A 21,362-nucleotide genomic window follows, 5' to 3' on the forward strand; every position below is an offset into this window, starting at 1 on the left:
GGTGCCCTGGGACACCGCACACGTTCGGCACGGCCATGTCTCACCCGGCAGGGTCCGGCACGGCCGGTGCCTTGGGCGCCTGGTCCGCGGGCGGACGCCGGCCCGCGACCGCCGTCCGGCCGCCGCGGCGGCGCATCGGGTCCAGCAGCCACTGCAGGCCGATGAACAGGCCCTCGATCAGCAGGGCGAGGGCGGCGACCAGCACCGCCCCGGCCACCACCTGGGCGGTGTCGGTGGTCCGGAAGCCCGCCGTGATGATCCGGCCGAGCCCGCCGCCGCCGGGCAGCGCCGCGAGCGTCGCGGTCGCCACCACCTGGACGGCCGCCGAGCGCACCCCCGTCATGATCAGCGGGAAGGCGAGCGGCAGCTCGACCCTGGCGATCAGCTGACCGCCCGTCATCCCCATGCCCCGGGCGGCCTCCACGACCTCGCGGTCCGCCTCGCGCATCCCCACATAGGCGTTGGTGAGCAGCGGCGGAACGGCGAACAGCACCAGCGCGATGACCGTGGGCCAGTCGCCGTGTGTGCCCAGGGGGCTGAGCAGCAGCAGGACCAGGACCGCGAAGGTGGGCACCGCCCGGCCCGCGTTGGAGATGTTGACCGCGAGGGCGCCGCCCTTGCCGATGTGGCCGAGCGCGACGGCCACCGGCAGGGCGATCGCGCACGAGATCACCAGGCAGACCAGGGTCAGATAGAGATGCTGGCCGAGCCGGTGCCACACGCCGTCGCCGCCCGACCAGTGCGACCCGGTGGCCAGCCACGACCAGGCCTCGCCGATGACCCCCATCAGGCCGTCCTCGCCTTCGTCCGCGCCCTCTTCCCGTCCTTGCGCGCCTTCTTGCGCGCCTTGGCGCCGCCGCTCCGCGCCCAGGGGGTGAGCAGCCGCTGTACGCCCAGCAGCAGCAGATCCGCCACGATCGCCAGGGCCACGCACAGCACCGAGGCGGTGAGCACCTGCGCCTTGAAGTAGCTCTGCATGCCCTCGTAGATGAGGTTGCCCAGGCCGCCGTAGCCGATGATCGCGCCGACCGTGGTGAGCGAGACGGTGGAGACCGTGGTGATCCGCAGCCCGGCCATCAGCGCGGGCAGCGCGAGCGGCAACTCCACGCCGAACAGCAGGCGCACCGGGCCGTAGCCCATGCCGCGGGCCGCCTCGCGGGCCTCTTCGGGCACCGAGGCCAGCCCGGCCAGGATGTTGCGCACCAGGATCGTGAGCGAGTACAGCACCAGACCGGTGATCACCACCGCGGCCGAGACCCCGAAGAAGGGCAGCAGCAGCGAGAACATCGCCAGCGAGGGCACCGTGTAGAGGACCGTCGTCAGCCCCAGCACCGGGCCCGCCACGACCCGCCACCGGCGGGCCAGCAGCGCCAGCGGAAGGGCGACCACCAGCCCGATGGCGACCGACGCCAGGGTGATCCACACATGCTGGACCGTCGCGTCCGTCAGCTCCTGACTGCGCGTACGTACATATTCCCCGCAGATCCAGTCATTGCTGATCAGGCAGCTCTGTCCGGCCACGCGGTCACCTCCCCGTCCATTGCCGGTGACCTGGCGACCCTAACCCCGGGCACCGACAATCTCGTCCGCTCGCCACACAACAGAAACAATTCGAGGCGAGAATGCGGCCACAATGGGGAGCCATGATCCGGTTCGAGAACGTCACCAAGCGCTACGCCGACGGAACGACGGCCGTCGACGACCTGTCCTTCGAGGTCGCGGAGGGCGAGCTGGTCACGCTCGTCGGACCGTCCGGCTGCGGCAAGACCACCACCATGAAGATGGTCAACCGGCTCATCGAGCCGACCTCGGGCCGGATCTTCCTGGACGGCGAGGACATCGCCGCGGTCGACCCGGTGAAGCTGCGCCGCCGCATCGGCTATGTCATCCAGCAGGTCGGCCTCTTCCCGCACAAGACCGTGCTGGAGAACACCGCCACCGTCCCGCAGCTGCTGGGCTGGCAGCGCAGGAAGGGGCGGGACCGCGCCGCCGAACTCCTCGACCTGGTCGGCCTCGACCCCTCCGTCTACGGTGACCGCTACCCCGACCAGCTCTCCGGCGGGCAGCGCCAGCGGGTGGGCGTGGCCCGGGCGCTGGCCGCCGACCCGCCGGTGCTGCTGATGGACGAGCCGTTCGGGGCCGTGGACCCGGTGGTGCGGGAGCGGCTGCAGAGCGAGTTCCTGCGGCTGCAGTCCCAGGTGCGCAAGACGGTGCTGCTGGTGACGCACGACATCGAGGAGGCGGTCCGGCTCGGCGACCGCATCGCGGTGTACGGGGCCGGGCGGATCGAGCAGTTCGACACCCCGGCGTCGGTGCTGGGCGCCCCCGCCACCCCGTACGTCGCGGACTTCGTCGGCGCGGACCGCGGTCTGAAGCGGCTGTCCGTGACCCCCATCGAGCCGGGCGACCTCGAACAGCCCCCGGTGGTCCACCTGGACGACCCGCTGGCCAAGGCCGCCGCCCGGCTGTCGGCCGACGGGGCGCGCTGGGCCGTCGTCCTGGACGACGCGGACCGGCTGCACGGCTGGATCCCGGTGGACGCCGCGGCCGGGGCGGGTGAAGACCGGACCGCGGGGACCGTACGGGACCACGCCCGTCGTATGGAGGCGTGGCTGCCGGTCGGCTCCTCGCTCAAGCGGGCGTTCAGCACGATGCTGCAGCACGACGCGGGCTGGATCGCGGTCCTCGACGAAGACCGCTTCCTCGGGGTGCTCACCCCCGCCCGCCTCCACGAGGCGCTGCGCCGCTCGATCGACGCCGACGCGGGCGGCATCGCCCGGGCGGAGGTGGAGCTGCAGACGGTCGCCGACGCGTGACGCCCCTCAGGGTCCGAGGCCGGGCGGCCGCCGCGGCTCAGCGATCGCTGAGGCGGCCGCCCAGCCACTCCAGCGCGGCGGGCACCTCGCGCCGCCAGGTGTTGAAGTTGTGGCCGCCGGTGTTCAGGATGATGGAGGAGATCCTGATGGGCTCGCCCCGGCGGTTGACCTCCTTGACCTTCTCTATGAACTTCACGGTGTCCTTGTAGTTCTTCTCGCCGTGCTCGCTGCTGGACACCAGCAGGGACACCGGCGGCGCGGGCTTGTGGTCCAGCCGCCACATCAGGTCGTTCTCCCGCTCCAGCCGCTTGCTGCCGCCGAACAGGTCGCCGGTGGTCGCGTCGATCGGGGACTTGTACGAGGGGGACAGCCCGGCGGCGGCGGAGAAGGACTCGGGGTGGCGCATGGCCATCTTGAGCGCGCAGTAGCCGCCGGTGGAATTCCCGATGACGCCCCAGTCGCGGGCGTGCTCGCCCACCCGGTAGTGCCCCGCCACCGCGCTCGGCACGTCCTTGGTGAAGAACGTCTCGGTCCGCGGGCCGCCGGGCACGTCCATGCACTCGGTGTCCCGCGGCGGGGCGACGGTCGGACGCATCATCACCAGGACCACCGGCCGCATCCTGCCCTCTTTGTTCAACCTCAGGGCCGTCTGGGGGTATTTCAGGCCATTGATCAGCGCCTCGGTGGTGCCCGGATACCCGGTCAGCACCAGCGCGGCGGGGAAGTCGCGCCCGGCGTACGCCGGCTGGAAGTACTGCGGCGGCAGATAGACGTACGCCGGGGAGGCCAGCCCGGAGAGCGGCCCCTTGATGGTGACCTTCTCGATCCGGCCGACCGCCGCCGGCACCGAGCCGCCGCCCGAGACGTTCATCTTCCGGCTCTCGGTGACCAGTATCCGGGTACTGCCCGGTGCGTCGTGGTTGACCACCACGCCCGGTTCGGTCTCGGTGCCGAACAGGTCCGACCAGGAGCCGTAGAAGCCGAAGGACTGGTTGGCGAACAGGCCCAGCGCGGCGAACAGCGACACCTGGGTGACCAGGAGCAGGCCGATCCGGCCCAACACCGCGGCCACTCCGCGGCGGGCGAAGCGCGGCCAGAGCCATACTGTGGCCCCGAACAGCAGCACCGACGCGACGACTGACACCATCACGACGTTGTTGCTCGTAAGACCCATCACTATCTTCCTGCCGGGCGGCCGGCTCCTCCGTGCCGCGATGGAACCCCGCCCCGTCAAACGTCGTCTTGCTGGGCGCGAAATGTCCAGAAGGCGCGCCAAAGACGGATCTCTCGACCGGAGCGACGGGAAAGCGAATGTCTGACAGTCAAGATGCCGAAAAGTCCGGAAGGGTTGCCTCCCGGCCGCGGAGGCTGCCGCGCGGGCCCCGGCCCGAGGCGGTGCCGACCGCCGTCGGCACCGCCTGCACGCTGATCGGGCTGCTCAACATCGTCTTCCCGCGCCTCCGCTACAGCAAGGTGCACGCCCTGACCGACGTGCTGCCCGGCGCGGTGAGCTCGCTGGCCGCCGCCGCGTCCATCGTGGTGGGGCTGCTGCTGCTGATGCTGGCCCACGGGCTCAAGCGGCGTAAGCGGCGCGCCTGGGTCGCCGCCGTCAGCCTGCTGCCCGTCGGCGCCGCCGCCCAGCTGCTGTACCGGCACTCGATATGCGGGGCGGTGCTCTCGCTGGTGCTCCTGGGCGTCATGATCCGCTACCGGAAGGAGTTCGCGGCGCTGCCCGATCCGCGCAGCCGCTGGATGGCCCTGGCCAACTTCGTGGTGCTGGGCGCGGTGAGCGTCGGGCTCGGGCTGCTGATCGTCCGCTCGCACCCCGACGACCTGGTGGGACGGCCCTCGCTCGGGGAGCAGCTGGAGCATGTGCTGTGGGGGCTGTTCGGCTTCGAGGGGCCGGTCGGCTACCGCGACGGCACCGACTACACCGTCGGCTACTCCCTCGGCGCGCTGGGCCTGCTGACCGTCGCCACCACCGCCTACCTGGCGTTCCGCCCCGAACACCCCGCCGCCCGGCTGACCCCCGCCGACGAGGAGCGGCTGCGCGCCCTGCTCGACGCGCACGGGCGCCGGGACTCGCTGGGCCACTTCGCGCTCCGCCGCGACAAGGGCGTGGTCTTCTCGCCCAGCGGCAAGGCCGCGGTCTGCTACCGCGTGGTCTCCGGGGTGATGCTCGCCAGCGGCGACCCGGTCGGCGACGTGGAGGCCTGGCCGGGCGCCATCGCCCGCTTCATGGAGGAGGCGCGGGCGCACTCCTGGACCCCGGCGGTCATGGGGTGCAGCGAAACCGGGGGCGAGGTGTGGACCCGGGAGACCGGCCTGGACGCGCTGGAGCTCGGCGACGAGGCGATCGTGGACGTGGCGGACTTCACCCTGTCCGGGCGCGCCATGCGGAACGTCCGCCAGATGGTCAAGCGCATCGAGCGGGCCGGGTACGAGACCCGGGTGCGGCGCGCCCGCGACCTGGGCGAGGAGGAGCTGGAGACCATCCGGAAGGCCGCCGCGGACTGGCGGGGCACCGACACCGAGCGCGGCTTCTCCATGGCGCTGGGCCGGATCGGCGACCCGGCGGACGGGGACGCGATCATCGCCACCGCCCACAAGGCGCCCGAGGACGGCGCCGAGCCCGGCCCGTACGGGGACCTCAAGGCCGTGCTGCACTTCGTGCCGTGGGGCCGGGACGGGATGTCGCTGGACCTCATGCGCCGCGACCGCACCGCCGACCCGGGCATGAACGAGCTGCTGATCGTCGCCTCGCTGCAGGCCGCCGGGGAGCTGGGGATCACCCGCGCGTCGCTGAACTTCGCCATGTTCCGCTCCGCGCTGGCCCGCGGCGAGAAGCTGGGCGCGGGCCCGGTGCTGCGCGGCTGGCGGGGGCTGCTGGTGTTCCTGTCGCGCTGGTTCCAGATCGAGTCGCTGTACAAGTTCAACGCCAAGTTCCAGCCGCGCTGGGAGCCGCGCTTCGTGGTCTTCCGCCACACCCGCGACCTGCCGCGCATCGGCCTGGCCGCGATGCAGGCCGAGGGCTTCGTCTCGCTGGCCCTCCCCCGGCTGCTGCGCCGCGGCCGGCGCCCCGAGCCGAGGCCCTGCGCCCACCAGGTCCCGGCCGCCGCCCCCGGCCGGCTCGAACAGGCCGCGTGACACCCCCGCCCGGCGCGGCGGGACCCGGCGTGCCGGGTACGCCTAGGCTGGGGTCATGAGGAGCTTGCGTGGACGGGGGCGGGTGGCCGGACTGCCGGAGTGGGACCGGTGCGCGGTGATGGGCGTGGTCAACGTCACACCCGATTCGTTCTCGGACGGCGGCCAGTGGTTCGACCCGGAGCTGGCCGTCAAGCACGGCCTGGATCTGGCCGCGGCCGGGGCCGACCTGGTGGACGTCGGGGGCGAGTCCACCCGTCCGGGCGCGACCCGGGTGGACGAGACCGAGGAGCTGCGGCGAGTGGTCCCGGTGGTGCGCGAGCTGGCCGCCGCGGGGCTCCTGGTGAGCGTGGACACCATGCGGGCCTCGGTCGCCGAGCGGGCGGTCGAGGCCGGGGCGCGGCTGGTCAACGACGTGAGCGGGGGCGGCGCCGATCCGGCGATGGTCCCGATGGTGGCCGCCGCCGAGGTGCCCTTCGTGGTGATGCACTGGCGCGGCCAGTCGATCGACATGAATAACCGCGCCGCGTACGGGGATGTGGTCGGCGAGGTCGTCGCGGAGCTGCGGGCGAGCCTGGAGCGGGCGGTGGCCGGCGGCATCGATCCGGAGCGGATCGTGCTGGACCCCGGCCTCGGCTTCGCGAAGGACGCCGAGCACGACCTGGCGCTCGTCGCGCGGCTGGGCGCGCTGCGGGAGCTGGGGCGGCCGCTGCTGGTGGCGGCCTCACGGAAGCGGTTCCTGGGGCGCGTGCTGGCCGGGGACGGCGGCAGCCCGCCGCCCGCCCGGGAGCGGGACGCGGCGACGGCGGCGGTGTCGGCGATCGTGGCGCGGGAAGGCGCGTGGGCGGTCCGGGTGCACGAGGTGCGCGCGAGCGCCGACGCGGTGCGCGTGGCCCGGGCGATCGAAGCGGCGGACACGGCGGGAGCGGTGTGACTTCCCTGACGGACAGCGAGCGGGTGGCCCTGGCCAACACCGCGCTGTACGAGGCCATGGAGCAGGGCGACCACGGGGCGATGTCGCGGCTGTGGCTCGACGACCCGGACCTCGAGGTGTCCTGTGTGCACCCGGGCTGGCCGGTGCTGCGCGGGCGCGGCGAGGTGCTCCGCTCCTACGCGCTGATCATGGCGAACACCGACTACATCCAGTTCTTCCTGACGGATGTGGAGGTGTCGGTGATGTCCGACACCGCGATGGTGACCTGCACGGAGAACATCCTCAGCGGGGCCCCGGCGGAGGAGGAGGGCCAGCTCGGCCCGCTGGTGGGGCAGCTGGTGGTGGCCACCAACGTCTTCCGGCGGACCGAGGACGGCTGGAAGGTGTGGGCGCACCACGGCTCGCCGGTCCTGGCGGAGCGGGACGACAACGCGGCCGCGGGGGACGCCGAGGGCCCGGACGACGACCCGGACCAACTGCTGCCGTGAACCCGGCCGCCCGGGCGTGAGATCTGCGTCATGGGCGGGTAGGGGGAAGTGACGCGGGGGTCCGGGGCAGCGCGCGCCACGGCCCCCGTGAGCGGGCGCTGTCCTTGCTCGCAGGTAGATTCGAAGGGGTACCCCCGCCGACGGCGGGGGACGGGTGGTGCGTTCCGGGCAGATCGGGCGCGCCCCGCACCGACGACAGCAGGAGTGATTCGGGTGGATCGTGTCGCGCTGCGCGGCCTGAGGGCCCGCGGGCACCACGGGGTGTTTCCCCATGAGCGCGAGGAGGGGCAGACCTTCGTCGTGGACCTGGTGCTCGGCCTGGACACCCGGCCCGCCGCGGCCGCCGACGACCTCACCAGGACCGTCCACTACGGCGTGGTGGCCGAGCAGGTCGTGGAGGTCGTGGAGGGCGAGCCGGTCGACCTGATCGAGACCCTCGCCGAGCGGATCGCCGAGCGGTGCCTGGGCCACGAGGCGGTGCGGGAGGTCGAGGTCGTGGTGCACAAGCCGGAGGCCCCGATCACCGTGCCCTTCGACGACGTGACCATCACCATCACCCGGAGCCGAGCATGAGCAGCAGCGACCCGACCGTTCAGCCCGTCCCAGCCTCCGTCGTGGAGCGGGTGGACGCCGCCGATGTGACGTTGTCGAACCCGAAATGGGCGGTGATCTCGCTCGGCAGCAATCTGGGCAACCGCCTGGAGACCCTGCAGGGCGCGGTCGACGCGCTGGAGGACACCCCGGGCCTGCGGGTCAAGGCGGTCTCCCCGGTGTACGAGACCGAGCCGTGGGGGGTGGACCCCGGCGCCCAGCCGTCGTATTTCAACGCGGTGGTGCTGGTCAAGACGACGCTGCCGCCCTCCTCGCTGCTGGAGCGGGGACACGCCATCGAGGAGGCCTTCGAGCGCGTGCGCGACGAGCGCTGGGGCCCCCGGACGCTGGACGTGGACATCGTCTCGTACCAGGACGTGGTCTCCGACGACCCGGCGCTCACCCTCCCCCACCCCCGCGCGCACCAGCGCGCCTTCGTGCTCGTCCCCTGGCACGACCTGGACCCGGGCGCCGAGGTCCCGGGGCTCGGGGCGGTCTCGCGGCTGCTGGCCGAGGTGGGCCGGGAGGGCGTCCAGGTGCGGGCGGACCTGGAACTGCGGCTGCCCGAGTAGACGTTGATCCCGTAGATTCCGCGCGATGACGTACGACTCGGATCCGCGACGCCGTACGACGCGATGCCGTACGACGCGACAACGTATGACTTGAGGGGCGACCGCTCGGTGAAGCAACTTCGGATCGGGCTGTTGGTCGGGCTGTTCGCCGCGGCCGGGGTGGTGTCATGGGCGGGCGCCCGGCTGTGGGACACGCTGGGCTCGCTGCCGAGCGTGCCGGTGGCCGCGCCGATCGTGCTGGCCCTGATCGCGGTCGTGCTGACCGCGACCGCCCTGTCCCTGCGGTCCCGGCTGCGCGCCCAGCGCGAGCGCCGGCCCGGCGCGAAGGGCGTGGATCCGCTGGTGGCCGCCCGCGCGGTGGTCTTCGGCCAGGCGAGCGCGCTGGTGGCGGCGCTGGTGTCGGGGATGTACGGCGGCGTCGGCGTCTTCCTGCTGATGGAGCAGTTCGACGTGCCCGCCCGCAAGGACCAGGCCATCTACGCGGGGGCCTCGGTGCTGGCGGGCGCGGCCGTGGTCGCCGCCGCCTTCTTCCTGGAGCGGGTGTGCAAGCTGCCGGAGGACGACGACACGGGGAACGGCCCGGGGGCGGCGGCCCGGGCGTAGCCGCTTCCTTTCCTGACCTCTCCCGCCGGCGCGTGCCTCTCTACCGCCGCGCGCGTGCCTCTCTACCGCTGAGCGGGTGCCTCTCTGCCGCTAGCGGGCCATGATGAGGCTCATCGCCTCGGCGCGGGTCGCCGGGTCGTGCAGCTGGCCGCGCACGGCCGAGGTGAGGGTCTTGGCTCCCGGCTTGCGCACCCCGCGCATCGTCATGCACATGTGCTCGCACTCGACCACCACGATCACCCCGCGCGGCTCCAGGATCCGCATCAGGGAGTCGGCGATCTGGGTGGTGAGCCGCTCCTGCACCTGCGGGCGGCGGGCGTAGACGTCGACGAGCCGGGCCAGCTTGGACAGCCCCGTGATCTTGCCGTCGCTGGACGGGATGTAGCCGACGTGGGCGACGCCGACGAAGGGCACCAGGTGGTGCTCGCAGGAGGACATCACCTCGATGTCCTTGACCAGCACCATCTCGTCGTGACCGAGGTCGAAGGTGGTGGTGAGGACCTCCTCGGGCTTCTGCCACAGCCCGGCGAATATCTCCCGGTACGCGCGGGCCACCCGTGCCGGGGTCTCGCGCAGCCCCTCCCGCTCCGGGTCCTCGCCGACGGCGATGAGCAGCTCACGGATCGCCCGCTCGGCTCGCTTCTCGTCGAAGACACCGAGCGGGACCTCGCCGTCCAGCGTTATCGGGTCGGTCATGGAGCTGCCTCGTTCCTCATGCCCAGCGAAAAAAGTCGTGAAAACGCGGAATGCCGCGTCCCCCAGGCTAAAACCTGGGGGACGCGGCCTTCATTCCGGGCCCGGATAAGCCCGGGCGAGGGGCCGGCTCAGCTCTCCGGGCCGGCCTCCTCCGGGCGCTCCGCGGCGTCCTCGGAGGTGCCGGCCTTGGTGAGGCCGGCCGCCGACGGCGGCTGGGCGCCATTGGCCGGGGCCAGCTCCCGCGGGGAGAGCACCGGCGGGCGGGTGGAGGGCATACGCCGCGAGGAGCCGGTCCAGGCCGGGCGGGCCGGGCGCTTGACGATGGGGGCGAAGATCTCGGCGATCTCCTCCTTGTTCAGCGTCTCCTTCTCCAGCAGCGCCAGGACCAGGTTGTCCAGGACGTCGCGGTTCTCGACGAGGATCTCCCACGCCTCGTTGTGCGCGGCCTCGATGAGCTTCTTGACCTCCTCGTCGACCAGCGCGGCGACCTCTTCGGAGTAGTCGCGCTGGTGAGCCATCTCACGGCCCAGGAACGGCTCGGAGTTGTCGGAGCCGAACTTGATCGCGCCGAGCCGCTCGGTCATGCCGTACTGCGTGACCATCGCGCGGGCCGTGGCGGTCGCCTTCTCGATGTCGTTGGACGCGCCCGTGGTCGGGTCGTGGAAGACGAGCTCCTCGGCGGCGCGGCCGCCCATCATGTAGGCGAGCTGGTCCAGCATCTCGTTGCGCGTGGTCGAGTACTTGTCCTCGTCCGGCAGGACCATGGTGTAGCCCAGGGCCCGGCCGCGGGAGAGGATGGTGACCTTGTGCACCGGGTCGCTGTTCGGAGAGGCCGCCGCGACCAGGGCGTGACCGCCCTCGTGGTACGCGGTGATCTTCTTCTCCTTCTCGCTCATGATCCGGGTCCGCTTCTGCGGGCCGGCCACGACACGGTCGATCGCCTCGTCCAGGAAGTGGTTGTCGATCAGCTTCTTGTCGCTGCGGGCCGTCAGCAGCGCGGCCTCGTTCAGCACATTGGACAGATCGGCACCGGTGAACCCGGGGGTGCGGCGGGCGACGGCGGAGAGGTCGACGTCCGGCGCGACCGGCTTGCCCTTCTGGTGGACCTTGAGGATCTCCAGACGGCCCTGCATGTCCGGGCGGTCGACGGCGATCTGCCGGTCGAAGCGGCCCGGGCGCAGCAGCGCCGGGTCGAGGATGTCCGGCCGGTTGGTCGCGGCGATCAGGATGACGCCGCCCTTCACGTCGAAGCCGTCCATCTCGACGAGCAGCTGGTTCAGGGTCTGCTCGCGCTCGTCGTGACCGCCGCCCATGCCGGCGCCGCGGTGGCGGCCGACGGCGTCGATCTCGTCGACGAAGACGATCGCCGGCGCGTTGGCCTTGGCCTGCTCGAACAGGTCGCGGACGCGGGAGGCACCCACACCCACGAACATCTCGACGAAGTCGGAGCCGGAGATCGAGTAGAAGGGGACACCCGCCTCGCCCGCGACGGCGCGCGCGAGCAGCGTCTTGCCGGTGCCGGGCGGGCCGTACAGCAGCACGCCCTTGGGGATCTTGGCACCCACGGCCTGGAACTTCGCCGGCTCCTGCAGGAACTCCTTGATCTCCTGGAGCTCCTCGACCGCCTCGTCGGCGCCCGCCACATCGGCGAACGTCGTCTTCGGGGTGTCCTTGGTGATCAGCTTGGCCTTCGACTTGCCGAAGTTCATCACCCGGGAGCCGCCGCCCTGCATCTGATTCATCAGGAACAGGAAGACGACGACGATCAGCACGAACGGGAGCAGCGACAGCAGGATCCCGACGAACGGGTTCTGCTTCGACGTCGTGACGTTGTACCCGTCCGGGATGCCGCCCTGCTTCTGGGCGTTGGCCTGCAAGGTCCGGGCGATGTCGAGGCCCTGGTCACCGATGTAGGTGGCCTGGAGCTTGTTGCTGCCCGAGATCTTGGCGACGTTGTCCTTGAGCTCGATCTTGATTTTGTGCTCGTCGCCGGTCGTCAGCTCGGCGGACTGGACCTGGTTCCTGTTGATCGCCTTGACGACCTGGCTGGTGTCCACCGACTTGTAGCCGCCGGACGAGCCGACGACCTGCATCAACACGACCACGGCGAGGACGGCCAGCACGATCCACATGACCGGCCCACGGAAGTAGCGCTTCACGTCCATCCATACGGGGCGATGACGCCCCGTCCCTCCTGCCACAGTGAGGCACGGCAGCCCTGGAGGGGTGCCTGTGCATGCGGTGTATTGCGGTGTATTCGCGGTGTATGAGCTGTGTATTCCTCAGTCTCGAAAAAGACTGACCTTCGGACGGTACCCCAGCATTGTCACCCGACGCCGCCGTGGACTGTTAACAAAACCGCCTTCCCCTGCTCCAACGGCGGGAAACCGCGCCAGGTTCCCAGCCGGGTCCCCGGCCTTCCGGGAGGGGGCCCTCAGCCGCCGTAGACGTGCGGGGCGAGCGTGCCGACGAAGCGCAGGTTGCGGTACTTCTCGGCGTAGTCGAGGCCATAGCCGACGACGAACTCGTTGGGGATGTCGAAGCCGACCCATTTCACGTCGATGGCGACCTTGGCCGCCTCCGGCTTGCGCAGCAGGGTGCACACGTTCAGCGAGGCGGGCTCGCGGGAGCCCAGGTTCGACAGCAGCCAGGACAGGGTCAGGCCGGAGTCGATGATGTCCTCGACGATCAGGACGTGCTTGCCCTTGATGTCGGTGTCCAGGTCCTTGAGGATGCGGACGACGCCGGAGGACTGGGTGCCCGCGCCATAGGACGACACGGCCATCCAGTCCATGGTGACCGGGGTGGACAGGGCGCGCGCCAGATCCGCCATGACCATCACCGCGCCCTTGAGGACTCCGATGATGAGAAGGTCCTTGCCCGCGTACTCCGCGTCGATCTCGGCGGCCAGCTCGGCCAGCTTCGCGTTGATCTCTTCCTCGGTGATGAGGACCGACTTCAGGTCGGTGCCCATGTCCTTGTCGTCCACCCGCGCCACTCTCGTTAGGGTTACCGGCTTCACTGGCTGGGCGGGTCAGCCCTGCCGGATGACCAGTCTGCCACCCTCCCGGCGGACCTCCACGCGGCCGGGGAGGTTGAGGGGCCGCTGACCGCGCCAGCCGGTGATCAGCCGGTCCACCTCCTCGATGTGGCGGGCGAAGAGCGAACCGGCGGGGGCGCCCGCGGCGATGGCGGCGCGGCGCAGCACCCGGCGGCGGACGGCGGTGGGCAGGGCGTGCAGCCCGACGGCGTCGAGCTCGACGAGGTCCGTGCCTGGGGCCGGGGCGCCCCCGGCCCCGGCGGTGCCGGTGGAGGCCCGGTCGGTGGAGGCCTGGCCGGTGGAGGCCTGGCCGGTGGAGGCCTGGCCGGTGGAGGCCTGGCCGGTGGAGGCGGTCGCGGCGGGGGCGGCTCCGGCGGGGGGCAGATCGGTGCGTACCTCCGCCTCCGCCCGGGCCGCCCAGGCGTCGAGGGCGTCCGCGTCGTCGCGGGAGAGCTGGGCGGTGCGGGCGAGCGCCTCCACGACGCCCTTGCCGAGGGCCTTCTCCAGGACGGGCAGCGCCTCGTGGCGGACCCGGGAGCGGGTGTAGGCCGGGTCCACGTTGTGCGGGTCGTCCCATACGGGCAGCGACTGGGCCAGGCACGCGCGGCGGACGGTCTGCCGGTCCAGCCGCAGGAAGGGGCGGCGGTAGCGGCCCTGCGCGCCGGAGACCTGGGCCATGCCGGACAGGGAGCGGATGCCGGAGCCGCGGGCCAGCCCCAGCAGGACCGTCTCGGCCTGGTCGTCGCGGGTGTGGCCGAGCAGCACGGCGACCGCGCCGTGGCGCTCGGCGGCGGCGTCGAGGGCGGCATAGCGCGCATCACGGGCGGCGGCCTCGGGGCCGCCTTCCCGGCCGACGGACACCGCGACGGACTCGACCGGCTCCAGGCCGAGCAGCCGCAGCCGCTCGGCGACCTCGGCGGCGCGCACGTCGGAGCCGGCCTGCAGGCCGTGGTCGACGGTGACCCCCCCGGCACGCAGCCCGAGCTTGGGGGCTTCGAAGGCGAGGGCGGAGGCGAGCGCCATCGAGTCGGCGCCGCCGGAGCAGGCGACGAGGACCAGGGGCGCGGCGGCGCCGGTGAGGGCCGGGGCGGAGGCGAGGGCGGGCTGCGGGGGCGGCGAGGTCGGGAAGTCGACGAGTACGTCGTGGAGGACGCGGCGGACCGCCAGGCGTATCGCGGCGACCGCTGGATGGGGACCCATGTCCGTTTCCCATCTGTCGTTCGAGGGGGTGCCTCGGGGCCGTTACGAGGATGTCGTCACGCTGAGTACGTCGATGGTGACAGAAGCGAGCTGTTCCCCGAGCATCGCACGCCTACCCGTCGCTCACGGTCCCTCGGACGAGTGATTAACCGGGTCATTCTCCCGGCGCCGGTTGCGCCCGTACGCCGCCGGTCGCGCCGGTAATTACGGCTCCGTCCTCCGGTGCACCCGCGCGACCCAGTCCGCGGGTTTACTGATCTCCGCCTTGGTCGGAAGTGTGTTCGGGGAGGTCCAGACCCGGTTGAAGCCGTCCATCCCGACCTGGTCCACGACGGCCCGTACGAACCGCTCCCCGTCCCGGTACTGCCGCAGCTTGGCGTCCAGTCCCAGCAGCTTGCGCAGCGCCTGGTCGAGCCGGCCGGCGCCACTGGCCCGGCGCTTCTGGAACTTCTCACGGATCTCCGCGACGGACGGCACGACCTCGGGCCCCACGCCGTCCATCACATAGTCCGCGTGGCCCTCGAGCAGCGACATCACGGCGGTCAGCCGGCCGAGGATCTCCCGCTGGGCCGGAGTCTGCACCAGCTCGATGATGGAGGGCGTGCTGCCCTCCCGGTCGCCGTCCGCCTCCGGCCGGCCGCCGCCCAGGGACTGGACGGCCTCCCGGAACCGCTCCAGGAGGGTGGCCGGGTCCACCTCGGTCTCCCCGAGGAAGGCCTGGATCTCGGACTCGATGTGGTCGCGCAGCCAGGGCACCGCCGTGAACTGGGTGCGGTGCGTCTCCTCGTGGAGGCACACCCACAGCCGGAAGTCGTGCGGGGCGACGTCCAGCTCCCGCTCGACGTGCACCACGTTGGGCGCCACCAGCAGCAGCCGCCCGCCGCCCGCGGAGGCGGGCAGCTCGCGGGACGGCGGCGCGAAGGTCTCGTACTGGCCCAGCACCCGGGAGGCCAGGAAGGACAGCAGCATCCCCAGCTCCACCCCGGTGACCTTGCCGCCGACCGCGCTCAGCACGGCGCCGCCGGGCAGGCCGCCGCGCCGGTCCCGCATCTTGCCCAGCAGGGGCTTGAGGACCTCGCGGAAACCCGCCACGTTCGCCTTGATCCAGCCCGCCCGGTCCACGACGAGAACCGGGGTGTCCGACTCCGGTCCGCCCGCGGGGGCCATCCGGGTGAATCCCCGGACGTGCTCCTCCGACACCTTGGCGTACCGGCGCAGCTCCGCGACGACGGCGCGCGCCTCGTCGCGGCTCACGTCGGGGCCCGGCCGCACCAGCCGGGTCGCGGTCGCGACCGCGAGGTTCCAGTCGACCATCTCGGCACCACCGATGCTCGTCATGGCTTCACGGTACGTGGCACAGGGTCCATCCGGGAGGCGACGAGGGCATCAGCGGCAGCCGCAGTTCGCGAGTGCGGACGCCATGCGGTCCAGCGCGCGCTGTGCGCCCTGGGGGTCCGTGGTTCCGTTCGTCATGAACGCGAAGACCAGAAGGCGGCCGTCCGCGTCCACGACGGTGCCCGCGAGCGTGTTGACGCCCGTCAGGGTCCCGGTCTTGGCGCGGACCACGCCCCGGCCGACGGCGTCCCGCGCGTAGCGGCCGCGCAGCGTCCCGGTGAAGCCGGCCACCGGCAGGCCGGTGAGGACCGGGCGCAGTTCGGGATGGTCGGGGTCGGCGGCGCGCACCAGGACCTGGGCGAGCAGGGCCGCGGACACGTGGTCGGCGCGGTCCAGGCCGCTGCCGTCCGCGATACGGGCGCCGGACAGCGGCAGCCGGAGCGCGCGCAGCCGGGCCGTGACGGCCCGCCCCGCGCCGTCGAAGCTCGCGGGCTCACCGGCGGCGATGGCGGTCTGCCGGGCGAGGGCCTCGGCGATGTCGTTGTCGCTGTTGGTCAGCATCCGCTCGACCAGGGCGGACAGCGGCTGGGAGCGGACGGTGGCCAGCGCCGTCGCCCCGTCCTTCCCGCCCTTCGCGGCCTTCCCGCTCTTCCCGGCCTTGGCGGGCCGGGGCTCGCCGCGCACCTCGATGCCGCGGTCGCGCAGCATCGAGGCGAACGCCCGCGCCGCGTCGACGGCGGGGTCCTCGGAGCGGGGCGCCGGGCCGTGGTCGCTGTCGTCGAGGCGGCCCTCGTCGATCATGAGGGGGGTGACGGGCGAGATGTTCTCGTTGGGGCCGATCGGGTGCAGGTCCGGGCCCGAGTAGAGCGAGGTGTCGTAGCCGAGCCGGACGCTCTCGGTGCCGCTCTTCCTGAGCGCGGCGGCGGTCCTGTCGGCCAGCCGGCGCAGGCCGGCCGGGTGGTCGGCACCCTTGACGGGGTGGGCGGTGAGGGTGGGGTCGCCGCCGCCGACCAGCACGATGCGGTCCCCGTCCCCGGCCTTCCCGTCGCCGTCGGGGCCGACGACGGTGGTCCGGATGCGGTGGTCGGGCCCGAGGGCGGAGAGGGCCGCGACGCCGGTCGCCAGCTTGATGATCGAGGCGGGCACGGCCTGGGTGTCCGCCCGCGCCCCGTAGACCTGCCGCCCGGTCGCCGCGTCCACGACGGACACCGAGCGCGGCCGGCCCAGCGCGCCGTCGTCCAGGAGCGGCTCCAGCGCGTCGGCCAGCCCCGCCCCGGTGGGCCGCGGGACCGCGTCGTCGCCACTGTCCGGCGAGGGCGCGACGGCGGCGGTGCCCAGGGGTGCCAGGACGGGCGAGGCGCTCGGCGCGGCGCGCGATGGGCCGCCGTGACGCTCGCCACCTGTGGCCGTACTCCCGGCGGCCCGGGCCCGCTCGGCCTTACGCTGCCCGGAGTCCCACGGCCCGGCCGCGAACACCGACGCGACCGCCACCACCAGGCCGACGACGGCGGAGACCGCCGACAGTCGCCACGTACGCCGCTGCTCCACCGTGGCGCTCCGCCACCGGCCCGTGGCGCTCTGCCATCGGTTCTGCCACCACCTGACCTGCCACGATCTGGCTTCAGGCACGTCGGACCAGCCCCTTTCGCCACCACACACCTGCGTGGGGGACACTTAATCACCAGACGTATGTGTTGATCATGGAGGAGCCACCCGTGGAGTTCGACGTCACCATCGAGATCCCGAAGGGTTCGCGCAACAAGTACGAGGTGGACCACGAGACGGGGCGCATCCGTCTCGACCGTCGACTCTTCACTTCGACCAGCTACCCGGCTGATTACGGCTTTGTGGAGAACACCCTCGGCGAGGACGGCGACCCGCTGGACGCGCTGGTCATCCTGGACGAGCCGACCTTCCCCGGATGCCTGATCAAGTGCCGTGCGATCGGCATGTTCCGGATGACCGACGAGGCGGGTGGCGACGACAAGCTGCTGTGTGTGCCGGCGTCGGACCCGCGTGTCGAGCACCTGCGTGACATTCACCACGTTTCGGAGTTCGACCGCCTGGAGATCCAGCACTTCTTCGAGGTCTACAAGGACCTGGAGCCGGGCAAGTCGGTCGAGGGGGCCAACTGGGTGGGCCGCGCCGAGGCCGAGGCCGAGGTCGAGGCGTCCATCAAGCGCCTGGAGGCCGCGGGCGGCGCCCACTGAGCGCGCTGAGCCCTGACACAGCTTGACGCAGGGGCGGGCCGGAGTCGATCCGGCCCGCCCCTCGTGCGTGCCCCTCGTGCGTGCCCCTCGTGCCTGCCCCTCGTGCCTGCCGGGCCTCAGAAGCCGCGGGTGCGCTTGGCGGCGCGCCGGCCCGAGGACTCGCCCTCGAGCCGCGGTGCCTTCAGGAAAAGACGCGCCGCCTCGTTGCCCAGGTTCACCCCGATGGCGATGGCCAGGGCCAGCGCCGCCGCCTGGGTGAGATGGGCGATCCCGCGGTCCATATTGCCCTGGGCCAGCGCGAGCAGACCGAAGTACGTGGCGCTACCGGGCAGCAGCGGCCCGATGGCGGCCGTGACGTACGGCAGCGCGGACGCGTAGCGGTAGCGGGACAGCAGCTGGCCGAAGAGGCCGACCAGCCCGGCGGCGACAGTCGTCGCGGCGACGGCGGGGACCTTCGCGGTGTCGTGCAGCGCGCCGTAGACGACCCAGGCCACCCCGCCGTTGAGGGTCGCGAACAGCACGGTGTGACGTTCCTGCTGGAGCAGGATGGAGAAGGTCAGCGCGAGCAGCATCGCCGCGACGATCTGCGTCACCGGTCGCTCGACGTGGCGCAGCGCCGCCTCCGGATTGAGCTTGGCGTCGAGCTGGAGGCCCCCGTACAGCACGGTCAGCACCCCGCACACGATGCCGACGATCAGATAGCCGACCTCCAGGAGCCGGGCGGCCGCGGTGATGTAATAGCCGGTCAGCCCGTCCTGGACGCCCGCCACCAGGGCCCGCCCGGGGATCAGCGCGAACAGCCCACCGGTGATCACCGCGGAGGCCTGGAGCCCGACCCCCGCCAGGCTGAGCGCGACGCCCATCGCGGCGGGCGGCATCGCCGCGGCCACGAACTGGTAGAACTCCGGCAGCCCGCGCCCCGAGGCCAGCCAGGCCAGCCGGTCGCCGAGCATCGCGCCGACCGCCGCCGCGAAGAACACCGGCCAGTCGCCGCCGACCAGCATGCTCGCCGCGCCGGCCAGCGCGCCGCCGGCCACGGTGAGCGCCCACCCGGGGTAGGGGTGGCGGTTACGGCGGATCTCGGCGAGCCGGCGGTAGGCCTCCTCCAGGGTGAAGTCCTCGCTGGAGGTGATGTCGTCGACCAGGCGGAAGACGGCGGAGAGCCGGGTGTAGTCGGTGCCCCGGCGGCGCACGGTCCGGCTGGCGGTGATCGGATCGTCGACGAGCGAGGGCTGGTAGCTGACCGACAGCAGGGTGAAGGTCACGGTCGGCTCGCAGCGGTCGAGGCCGTACGCGTGCGCCACCCCGAACATCGCCGCCTCGACGTCCTCGGCCCCCTCCCCGCCCGCGAGCAGCAGCTCGCCGATGCGCAGGGTCAGGTCGAGCACGCGCGGCGCGGCGGGTCCCGCCTCGTCCTGCCGCTCCTGGCGCTCGGGGGCCGGGCGCTCGCTGATCGGCATGCGCAGCATGGTGCGCATCCGGTCCTGCCAGGGGGTGTCCTTGGTGAGCCGGACGACGGGGATGCCGTCCGGCGGGGTGAACGCCGGGAAGTTCGCGCCCTGGCCGGCCTGCGGGCCGGTCCTGACCCCGGCGGGCGGCACAAAGGCCGAGCCCTCCGTATCGGAGGCGGGCTCGGCGGTCAGCCCCTCGGGGACGGCGAACTCGGAGGTCGGGTGGTCGTCCTCGGGCAGGGGCGGCAGCGGCACCCCCAGGGGAGGGGTGAAGGCGCTGCGGGCCTCGTCCGACTGCGGCTTGCGGCTCCCGGCCCCGTCCGCTTCCGACACGCTCGTACCGCGCTGACCGCGCTGTCCCTCGGACCCCACGTCTCCTCGCTCCTCACCCCGCCTTGTGTGCGTGTGTACCCCGGCCACCATGCACTATGGCGGCCACCGAGCCCATTGTGCGGGTCGGCGGCCGCCATACGAAGAGCGGGTGCGGAGGGTGTGGGGCCAGGGCGGCGGCGTCAGCGCTTGGCGTGGCGGCCCCGCGGCGCCGGGCCCGCGGGGCCCCGGGCGCCCGTCGGCTCGGCCGACGCCGCCTCCTTCTTGGCCTTGCCGCGGCCGCGGAGGAACTCGATCACGATCGGGATCACCGACAGCAGCACGATCCCGACCAGGATCAGCTCGATGTGCTGGTGGACGAAGTCGACCTTCCCCAGCGCGGCCCCGAGCAGGGTGACCCCCACACCCCACGCGACGCCGCCGATCACGTTGAACAGGATGAAGGAGCGGTAGTTCATCCGGCTCACACCGGCGATGATCGGCGTGAAGGTGCGCACGATCGGCACGAAGCGGGCCAGGATCAGCGACTTCGGCCCGTGCTTCTCGAAGAACTCATGCGCCTTCTCCACGTTCTCCTGCTTGAAGAGCTTGGAGTCGGGGCGGCGGAAGAGCGAGGGGCCGACCTTCCGGCCGAAGAGATATCCGGCCTGGTCACCCAGGATCGCGGCGGCGGCGACCGCGACGCAGACCAGCCACAGATCCTGCTTGATCACATCGGTGGTGACCAGCATGCCCGTGGTGAACAGCAGCGAGTCGCCCGGCAGGAAGAAGCCGATCAGCAGGCCCGACTCCGCGAAGACGATGGCCAGGACGCCGAGCAGGCCGAAGGTGTTGATCAGATAGTCGGGGTCCAGCCAGCTGGGGCCGAGCGCGAGAGTGGTCACGGGTGACAGGCTCCTGGGTCGAGGGGTGCAGGCTCGTGCGAGGCCCGGCCGCAGGGTTGGGGCGGACTGGGGGTTCTTCACGACTGGGGGTTCTTCACAGTGTGCCGCCCAAAGCTATCAACGCCGTGTGCGTTCCCTCGGTTCCCGCTGGTGGTTCCGCCGGCCGGGGGTGCGGCCCTGTCGTCCCCCGGCCGTACGGATTTCGGCGGGCACGCCATCCGGGCACGCCATCCGGTCACGCCATGCGGTCAGGCCATGCGGTCAGGCCATGCGGTCGGCGTTGGCGAGGATCGCCTCCCGGATGTACGCGGCGAGACCGGGCCTGACCGCGTCGTACGTGGCGGTGAACCGCTCATCCGCCACATACATCTCGGCGAGCCCCCGGTGGATCTCGTAACCGCAGTCGTAGGAGAAACGACTGATGTGCTGCCGGTGCTCCTCGGCGAGGTCCATGGCCTCCACGGACCGCGGCTCGGCCCCGGACTCCATCAGCGCGGCGAGCCGGGCGTTGATGGAGTCCGCCTCCGTCTTGATCCGCAGCCAGTCGTCCTTGGTGTACGAGGCGGCCTTGCGCTGCGACTCCCGGTACGCCTCGGTGCCGCCCCAGCGTTGCTCGGCCTCCTCGGCGTAGTCGTCCGGGTCGAAGTCCCCGCCGAAGAGCTCGAACTTCTCCTCGGGCGTGAGGTTGATGCCCATCTTCCGTGCCTCCATGGCGTGTTCGACGGCGGCGGCCATCTGCTGGAGCCTTTCGATCCGCGCGGTCAGCAGACGGTGCTGACGCCGCAGGTGCTCCTGCGGATCCGCGTCCGGGTCGTCCAGCAGGACCGCCACCTCGTCGAGCGGGAAGCCCAGCTCCCGGTAGAACAGGATCTGCTGCAGCCGGTCGAGGTCGGCGTCGTCGTAACGCCGGTGCCCGGCCCGGCTGCGGGCGCTCGGGCACAGCAGCCCGATCTCGTCGTAGTGGTGCAGGGTCCGCACCGTGATCCCGGCGAAGCCCGCGGTCTGTCCCACGGAGTAGCTCATGGCCCGTCCGCTCCTTCCTCGGTACGCGCTCCACGGTGCGTCCTC

20 protein-coding genes are annotated in these 21,362 nt (G+C 72.2%); 8 read left to right on the top strand and 12 right to left on the bottom strand.

Features of this window, described 5'->3' with window-relative positions:
• Positions 1–40 precede the first annotated feature (40 nt).
• Both ABFY07_RS17790 and ABFY07_RS17795 read right to left on the bottom strand, forming a co-directional pair.
• A complete protein-coding gene (locus ABFY07_RS17790; protein ID WP_065961369.1) occupies positions 41–787 on the bottom strand; it encodes an ABC transporter permease in 747 nt (248 codons plus the stop codon).
• Entirely contained in the window at positions 787–1,521 is a 735-nt protein-coding gene (locus ABFY07_RS17795; protein ID WP_065961370.1) for an ABC transporter permease, read from the bottom strand. Before ABFY07_RS17795 ends, ABFY07_RS17790 begins: the two co-directional genes overlap by 1 nt.
• A 122-nt stretch (positions 1,522–1,643) precedes the next feature.
• Between ABFY07_RS17795 and ABFY07_RS17800 the strand changes: the two genes are divergently transcribed.
• Positions 1,644–2,816, top strand: coding sequence for an ABC transporter ATP-binding protein (locus ABFY07_RS17800; protein WP_346175434.1), 1,173 nt, complete (start codon positions 1,644–1,646; stop codon positions 2,814–2,816).
• A 37-nt stretch (positions 2,817–2,853) separates the two neighbouring features.
• Here ABFY07_RS17800 and ABFY07_RS17805 read toward each other — a convergent pair whose 3' ends face one another.
• Entirely contained in the window at positions 2,854–3,990 is a 1,137-nt protein-coding gene (locus tag ABFY07_RS17805; protein WP_346175435.1) for an alpha/beta hydrolase, read from the bottom strand.
• Positions 3,991–4,127: 137 nt separating this feature from the next.
• Between ABFY07_RS17805 and ABFY07_RS17810 the strand changes: the two genes are divergently transcribed.
• From ABFY07_RS17810 to ABFY07_RS17835, 6 genes are all read left to right on the top strand, one after another.
• A complete protein-coding gene (locus ABFY07_RS17810) occupies positions 4,128–5,963 on the top strand; it encodes a phosphatidylglycerol lysyltransferase domain-containing protein (protein WP_346175436.1) in 1,836 nt (611 codons plus the stop codon).
• A gap of 55 nt (positions 5,964–6,018) precedes the next feature.
• Positions 6,019–6,894, top strand: coding sequence for a dihydropteroate synthase (folP, locus tag ABFY07_RS17815; RefSeq protein WP_346175437.1), 876 nt, complete (start codon positions 6,019–6,021; stop codon positions 6,892–6,894).
• Positions 6,891–7,382, top strand: coding sequence for a nuclear transport factor 2 family protein (locus tag ABFY07_RS17820; protein ID WP_346175438.1), 492 nt, complete (start codon positions 6,891–6,893; stop codon positions 7,380–7,382). The genes folP and ABFY07_RS17820 overlap by 4 nt, the downstream gene beginning before the upstream one ends.
• Before the next feature lie 213 nt (positions 7,383–7,595).
• Positions 7,596–7,955 (top strand): dihydroneopterin aldolase, encoded by a 360-nt coding sequence (gene folB, locus ABFY07_RS17825; protein WP_346175439.1) that lies wholly within the window; start codon positions 7,596–7,598, stop codon positions 7,953–7,955.
• Positions 7,952–8,545, top strand: coding sequence for a 2-amino-4-hydroxy-6-hydroxymethyldihydropteridine diphosphokinase (folK, locus tag ABFY07_RS17830; RefSeq protein WP_346175440.1), 594 nt, complete (start codon positions 7,952–7,954; stop codon positions 8,543–8,545). Before folB ends, folK begins: the two co-directional genes overlap by 4 nt.
• A gap of 108 nt (positions 8,546–8,653) precedes the next feature.
• Entirely contained in the window at positions 8,654–9,148 is a 495-nt protein-coding gene (locus ABFY07_RS17835) for a DUF3180 domain-containing protein (protein WP_065961472.1), read from the top strand.
• A gap of 90 nt (positions 9,149–9,238) precedes the next feature.
• Here ABFY07_RS17835 and folE read toward each other — a convergent pair whose 3' ends face one another.
• From folE to dacB, 6 genes are all read right to left on the bottom strand, one after another.
• Positions 9,239–9,844 (bottom strand): GTP cyclohydrolase I FolE, encoded by a 606-nt coding sequence (gene folE, locus ABFY07_RS17840; RefSeq protein ID WP_065961385.1) that lies wholly within the window; start codon positions 9,842–9,844, stop codon positions 9,239–9,241.
• Positions 9,845–9,972: 128 nt separating this feature from the next.
• Positions 9,973–12,009, bottom strand: a complete 2,037-nt coding sequence (gene ftsH / locus ABFY07_RS17845) for an ATP-dependent zinc metalloprotease FtsH (RefSeq protein ID WP_346175441.1) — start codon at positions 12,007–12,009, stop codon at positions 9,973–9,975.
• A 269-nt stretch (positions 12,010–12,278) separates the two neighbouring features.
• Positions 12,279–12,818, bottom strand: a complete 540-nt coding sequence (hpt, locus tag ABFY07_RS17850) for a hypoxanthine phosphoribosyltransferase (RefSeq protein WP_065961475.1) — start codon at positions 12,816–12,818, stop codon at positions 12,279–12,281.
• A gap of 60 nt (positions 12,819–12,878) precedes the next feature.
• Positions 12,879–14,084: a tRNA lysidine(34) synthetase TilS gene (gene tilS, locus ABFY07_RS17855; RefSeq protein ID WP_346175442.1), complete on the bottom strand. Its 1,206-nt coding sequence runs from the start codon at positions 14,082–14,084 to the stop codon at positions 12,879–12,881.
• Positions 14,085–14,288: 204 nt separating this feature from the next.
• Positions 14,289–15,422, bottom strand: coding sequence for a zinc-dependent metalloprotease (locus tag ABFY07_RS17860; protein WP_346175443.1), 1,134 nt, complete (start codon positions 15,420–15,422; stop codon positions 14,289–14,291).
• A 48-nt stretch (positions 15,423–15,470) separates the two neighbouring features.
• A complete protein-coding gene (gene dacB / locus ABFY07_RS17865; protein ID WP_346175444.1) occupies positions 15,471–17,048 on the bottom strand; it encodes a D-alanyl-D-alanine carboxypeptidase/D-alanyl-D-alanine endopeptidase in 1,578 nt (525 codons plus the stop codon).
• An 86-nt stretch (positions 17,049–17,134) separates the two neighbouring features.
• On the opposite strand from dacB, the gene ABFY07_RS17870 reads away from it, so the two are divergent.
• On the top strand, positions 17,135–17,629 hold the full coding sequence (locus ABFY07_RS17870) for an inorganic diphosphatase (RefSeq protein ID WP_065961393.1): 495 nt from the start codon (positions 17,135–17,137) through the stop codon (positions 17,627–17,629).
• Between the two features lie 116 nt (positions 17,630–17,745).
• On the opposite strand, the gene ABFY07_RS17875 is transcribed toward ABFY07_RS17870, so the two are convergent.
• The 3 genes from ABFY07_RS17875 to ABFY07_RS17885 form a co-directional block, all read right to left on the bottom strand.
• Positions 17,746–19,452, bottom strand: a complete 1,707-nt coding sequence (locus ABFY07_RS17875; protein ID WP_346175445.1) for a threonine/serine exporter family protein — start codon at positions 19,450–19,452, stop codon at positions 17,746–17,748.
• Positions 19,453–19,592: 140 nt separating this feature from the next.
• Positions 19,593–20,294 (bottom strand): DedA family protein, encoded by a 702-nt coding sequence (locus ABFY07_RS17880; RefSeq protein ID WP_346175446.1) that lies wholly within the window; start codon positions 20,292–20,294, stop codon positions 19,593–19,595.
• Positions 20,295–20,555: 261 nt separating this feature from the next.
• Positions 20,556–21,317: a MerR family transcriptional regulator gene (locus ABFY07_RS17885; RefSeq protein ID WP_346175447.1), complete on the bottom strand. Its 762-nt coding sequence runs from the start codon at positions 21,315–21,317 to the stop codon at positions 20,556–20,558.
• Positions 21,318–21,362: the final 45 nt, after the last annotated feature.

This window comes from Streptomyces sparsogenes subsp. cuspidosporus, from assembly GCF_039532705.1.
In the GTDB taxonomy this organism is placed as follows: Bacteria; Actinomycetota; Actinomycetes; order Streptomycetales; family Streptomycetaceae; genus Streptomyces; species Streptomyces sparsogenes.